Source organism: Neobacillus fumarioli NBRC 102428, assembly GCF_001591485.1.
GTDB lineage: Bacteria > Bacillota > Bacilli > Bacillales > Cytobacillaceae > Neobacillus > Neobacillus fumarioli.
Genome location: NZ_BCUZ01000166.1, coordinates 1 through 4,807 on the forward strand (window position 1 = coordinate 1; position 4,807 = coordinate 4,807).

The 4,807-nt window shown below is 41.2% G+C and carries 5 protein-coding genes; 2 read left to right on the forward strand and 3 right to left on the reverse strand.

Features of this window, described 5'->3' with window-relative positions; translation table 11 throughout:
* Window positions 1-212 precede the first annotated feature (212 nt).
* The 3 genes from purU to BFU02S_RS14770 all read right to left on the reverse strand — a co-directional run bounded on the left by purU (window position 213) and on the right by BFU02S_RS14770 (window position 3,367).
* Complete coding sequence (gene purU / locus BFU02S_RS14760) at window positions 213-1,079, reverse strand: formyltetrahydrofolate deformylase (RefSeq protein ID WP_066372276.1); 867 nt, start codon at window positions 1,077-1,079, stop codon at window positions 213-215.
* A 109-nt stretch (window positions 1,080-1,188) separates the two neighbouring features.
* Window positions 1,189-2,106 carry a heme o synthase gene (cyoE, locus tag BFU02S_RS14765; protein WP_066372278.1) on the reverse strand — a complete coding sequence of 306 codons (918 nt, stop codon included), beginning with the start codon at window positions 2,104-2,106 and terminating at the stop codon, window positions 1,189-1,191.
* Window positions 2,107-2,257: 151 nt separating this feature from the next.
* Entirely contained in the window at window positions 2,258-3,367 is a 1,110-nt protein-coding gene (locus BFU02S_RS14770) for an FtsZ/tubulin family protein (protein WP_066372282.1), read from the reverse strand.
* Between the two features lie 120 nt (window positions 3,368-3,487).
* Here BFU02S_RS14770 and yunB point away from each other — a divergent pair, with 120 nt between their 5' ends.
* A complete protein-coding gene (gene yunB / locus BFU02S_RS14775; RefSeq protein WP_066372285.1) occupies window positions 3,488-4,240 on the forward strand; it encodes a sporulation protein YunB in 753 nt (250 codons plus the stop codon).
* Window positions 4,241-4,329: 89 nt separating this feature from the next.
* Window positions 4,330-4,704: a DUF1284 domain-containing protein gene (locus tag BFU02S_RS14780; RefSeq protein ID WP_066372287.1), complete on the forward strand. Its 375-nt coding sequence runs from the start codon at window positions 4,330-4,332 to the stop codon at window positions 4,702-4,704.
* The last annotated feature ends 103 nt before the right edge of the window (window positions 4,705-4,807 follow it).

Here is a 4,807-nt window from a genome sequence, read left to right on the forward strand (position 1 = left end):
ATTTTTTCTTCAACTAAACCATTTATTAGTTCCTTAGAATTTTTAAATCCTAAATATAAACAAAATGTTGCAAGACTTAGACCTATTACTGCAAAAATTAAAAAGCCAATTATTACAGACATACTTATCAACCCATTTATATAATTCAAATGACCGTGAACCTTTTTTGGGAGCCCGCCTGATATATCCACATTATCGGGCCGCAAAATTTTTTAAGAAAATACAATCGTCTTATTCCCGTAAGTCAGTACCCTATCCTCGATATGCCATTTAACGGCACGGGCCAGGACTGTCCGCTCGATATACTTGCCGATTTTTTTCAAATCATCCAGCTGGTCGCGGTGATTGACCCGCTGCACGTCTTGTTCAATAATCGGACCTTCATCCAGCTCGTCTGTGACATAATGGGCCGTGGCGCCAATCAATTTAACGCCGCGTTCATAGGCACGAGCATATGGATTGGCCCCAACAAACGCCGGCAAGAACGAATGATGGATATTAATAATTTGATTAGGAAAGGTTTTTGTAAATTCTGGTGTTAAAATTTGCATATATCTGGCAAGGATGAGGCAATCTGCTTTGTATTTGTTGATCAATTTGATTTGCTCTGCTTCGATTTCCTTTTTATTTTCGGCTTTAACCGGCAAATGGTAAAACGGAATGTTCATTTCTTTTGCAATTTCTTGCAAATCGGGATGATTGCTGATGATGACTACAAACTCGGCATCAAGATGGCCTGCCTTCTGCTGCCAGAGCAATTCTAGCAAACAATGGTCTTCCTTTGAGACAAAAATGGCTGCTCGTTTCTTTCTGCTTGCCTGCTCCATCCGCCAATGGATATTAAACTTTCGCGCTAATTCCTGAAAATCTCCATAGATTTTTTCTCTTTTCTCCTCAAAATCTGCAATATCGGCCTCAATTCTCATAAAAAACATTCCACCAACAGGGTCGGTCGTATGCTGGTCTGATTGAACAATATTGCCCCCATTTTGAAACAAAGTCTGCGACACCGCCGCCACAATTCCGGGCTTGTCCTCGCATGAAATTAAAATCCGTACTCGCTCGCTGTGATTTAGCATGATTCTCCTCCAAAAAACAATTGCTTTTTCGCTAACTCTTACTAGTTTAACTGAAATTTTAAAAAACTCAATAACAAAAAGAAAGACACCCCCAAAAGAGATGCCTCGATTAAATCGTCGCTATAATCATCATTAGAAACATAATGGTGATATAATTCACCGAGTATAAAAAGTTAATGTGCGCCCATTTCATATCGTCTTTTGTAAAAAATCCATAGATGGAGAGTACAAGCCAGCCAATATTAATCACTGTGGCAATAACGACAAAGGTTGTGCCCAGCATGGACAGGAAAAATGGCAGTGGCAAAAGGCTTGCGATATAGACAACCATCAGGCGTTTGGTAATGCCAAAACCGTGCACGACCGGAAGCATCGCAACATTTGCGGCTTTATATTCGCGCCATTTCTTCATGGCAATCGCAAAGGTATGCGGCATTTGAAAAATAAACAAGAGCAGGGCCATAACAATCGGCACGAAATGAAATCCCGGATCAACTGCAGTCCACCCAATTAGCGGAGTAACTGCCCCGGAAATACTGCCCACAACCGTATTCAGTGTATACTTCCGTTTTGTCCACATCGTATACATGATGACATAGGTCACCCAGCCAATTAATCCATAAACAACAGCATCAATGGTCGTAAACGCTAAAAAAATGAATCCGAGAATGGATAAAACAATGCCCAAAGTCAGCACTGCCTTTAATGAAAAATGGCCTGTCACCGTTGGACGGTTTTTCGTGCGGTCCATGATTGTATCAATATCGACATCATACCAGTTATTAATGACTAGCGCTCCGCCCATTACCAATGTACCGCCAAAAAACGTAAAGAAAAACAGATCCAAATTTTCCATAAAGGTTGTACCCGTAAAATATAGCGCCATCCAAAAGCCGGCAAATACTGGCAAGGCATTTGCAATTAGCACCGGCCCTTTAAATAGTAACCGTAAATCGGCAAATAATGAAGAGCTCGCCAGCGCAGAACTCCTGCCAGTCTGTGTAGCAGCCATGCCCTCTTTACTCATTTTATCACCTACTGTAATTAATATAATATCGCAAACTTTTTATCATCGTCCCTATTTTAACAATTACTATATTAACACACAATAAGTGATTTCATCATCCATTGAGTATTAGAAAAAAAAGTCAGCCCCCTTAAGGAGCTGACCCAAACTTTTATCTTTGATATTTAGACAACGTTGTCGTTACATTCCCGGCCTTTCTTTCAGATGGCCGTACCTTTAAACTGGACGCCCAGGTGATTTGCGACTCGTATTTCTGGGATTGTTCCTTACTGACCAAGCTTTGCAAGCGGTCTTTGTTCTTCTCTAGTAAATCTTCTAAGGAAGCAAGCCTTCGGCTCGGGAACGGCAGCCCTGCGAGGATGGTTGTGACGACAGGGTCTGATTCAGTGATATATGTTCCTTCGAATAATTCCAGAGGCTCGCCTACCCTTTCAAAAACGGCCGGCACATTAATGAGTTTTGCCATTCTCTCCGGACCTTCATAAATAAGGCCGGCCCGAATCACTCCTGTTGACTCCACCGGGCAGAAAACAGAATTGGACCAGGATTGATGTATTTTGCTGGCAACATCTGATGTCGTTTTCGCATCGGTAATAACCGAGGATGAAATGATTGTTACGCCTCTTGTGCACAGAATATTTAAAAGGTCTGTTTCATCAAAATTGCCATAAAGGGAACTCTTTTGTGTAATTTGCAGCACATTGCTAATCGCTTCCATTACCTGAGTGTTGGAAGATAGATAGATTTGCTGTTTGCTGGATTGCGGGTTTAATTTCCGCATCTGATCATTATCTACAAGAAATACAGAAGATATCCCTTCTATTTTCGAAATTTCCACAATGCACTCAGCCGCATTGATTCGATTACCGGCTAATACATTCCGGTCAGGAACGATGGCAATCGCCCCGACATTCACTCCGGACAGCTGGTCCAGAAGCAAATCAATCAAGAGCGGACTCATCCCCGAGCCGGTACCGCCGTCGGTAGAAAAAGCCACCAGTAAAAGTTTAATATTTTTAAAAGATTGCTTGACAAAGTCAATCATTTCGCGATAGTTATCATTCACTGCCTTTAAACCGACAGACCGGTTCTGCCCGGCACCGTTATATCCCGGAACAAAGTATTTTCTTTCCACCTTCGTGTTCACTAACCCATCTCGCTGATTTGTATTGATCAATGCGGCTTGAAAGCCTAAGGTTGCAGCAATCTCCGCAATATTGCCGCCTGCCTGACCTACACCCAAAATTCCAATTGATTTCACTTGAATCGCCTCCTTGTCTACTAAGATAATACTCATGTTTTACAAATTTAGACTTGTAAAATTACTTTTTGTTATTTATTCATCCAGGAGATATATACATGAAGTAAAGGAGGTTTTTCCATGATGAGATTTAAAAAATTCAAAAGGCGAGGCCCTTTGCCTTTCAAATATGTTTTCCTGTTATCGTTTTTATTCTTCCTACTTTTTTCCGCTATTGGATTATGGATTGTCAACAAGAATATCACACCCGCCCTAATGACAGTCGCAAGCACACGGGCCCGCCAGTTTGCCTCTGATGCGATCACAGATGCCATTTCGAAAAAAATTACCGATAATATTGATATCAATAAATTAATTATTATTCATAATGCAGATGGCGAAGTCAGCTACAGTTTTAACCCACAGATTTATAATCGGGCCATTGCCGATTCCACCAAAAGAGTGGAACAATATTTAAATTATTTGGAAACTGGAGATATAAGTAAATTGAAGTCATTTACAGGCAGTAAAGACCTTATGTATAGCGATTCGGGTGGCGGCGTCATTTATAAAATTCCAATTGGAGAGGTCACCAACACCGCTATATTTGCGAACATGGGTCCGAAAATCCCTGTCCGCTATGAAATCCTTGGGGATGTCAACTCCGATATTCAAACAGCAGTAAGAGAAACGGGCATTAATAATACGTATCTTGAAGTCAATCTCATAATCAAAATTAAAATGAACGTAATCATTCCCTATCTCGCAAAGGAAACCGATTTAACAAAAGTAATCAAGATTGGCGATTTATTTGTTCAAGGAAAGGTGCCGCAATATTATAATCAATCTGGAAAAAATGGAATCCCCATCGCAGTTCCCAGCAAATCAAATTAATTGGTATAATGACAGAGTAAGAGGAGTGATAGCGTTTGAGTTTAGTGTTAAGAGGCCACCATTTATTATGTGTCCACGGATTTCGCGGCATGGGCTACAGTCCTGAATTTGTGGAAAAAATGAGCGGAATTGTGGAACAAATTCGGGATGAGCAGGCTGACTTTCCGATCACAGTCGTCGCGGCATTGGATGATACGTGCAGCGTATGCCCGAATAAAGGAAAAACAAGCTGCGAAGCTGGTCCGGGTTCCAATGAACATGTGATGACAATGGATCAAAAAGTCATCCATCAGCTCGAATTAATTGACGGCGCCAGTTATAACAAATCCTTTTTGGTCCGGTTAACCGCCGAGAAAGTAAAACCTGATGATTTGGATTACATATGCAAAGGCTGCTCCTGGCTTTCATATGGCGTCTGCAAGGAAGGTATCGCGGATATTCGTGAAAAATATTTGAAAGTTTAGCTTAGCTGCTGTCGGATTCGGTTCGGCAGCTTTTTAATTTCCAAACGATTTACACCGTTGATTTTCAGCAAGTTCCTCACTTAACAGGAAGAATGAGACCGTC

What these genes read in the sequence shown, in the direction of transcription:
- yunB (WP_066372285.1), top strand. Translation starts at nt 3,488, where the DNA reads ATGATGAGATTTAAAAAATTCAAAAGGCGAGGCCCTTTGCCTTTCAAA.
- BFU02S_RS14780 (WP_066372287.1), top strand. Translation starts at nt 4,330, where the DNA reads ATGGGCTACAGTCCTGAATTTGTGGAAAAAATGAGCGGAATTGTGGAA.
- purU (WP_066372276.1), bottom strand. Translation starts at nt 1,079, where the DNA reads ATGCTAAATCACAGCGAGCGAGTACGGATTTTAATTTCATGCGAGGAC.
- cyoE (WP_066372278.1), bottom strand. Translation starts at nt 2,106, where the DNA reads ATGAGTAAAGAGGGCATGGCTGCTACACAGACTGGCAGGAGTTCTGCG.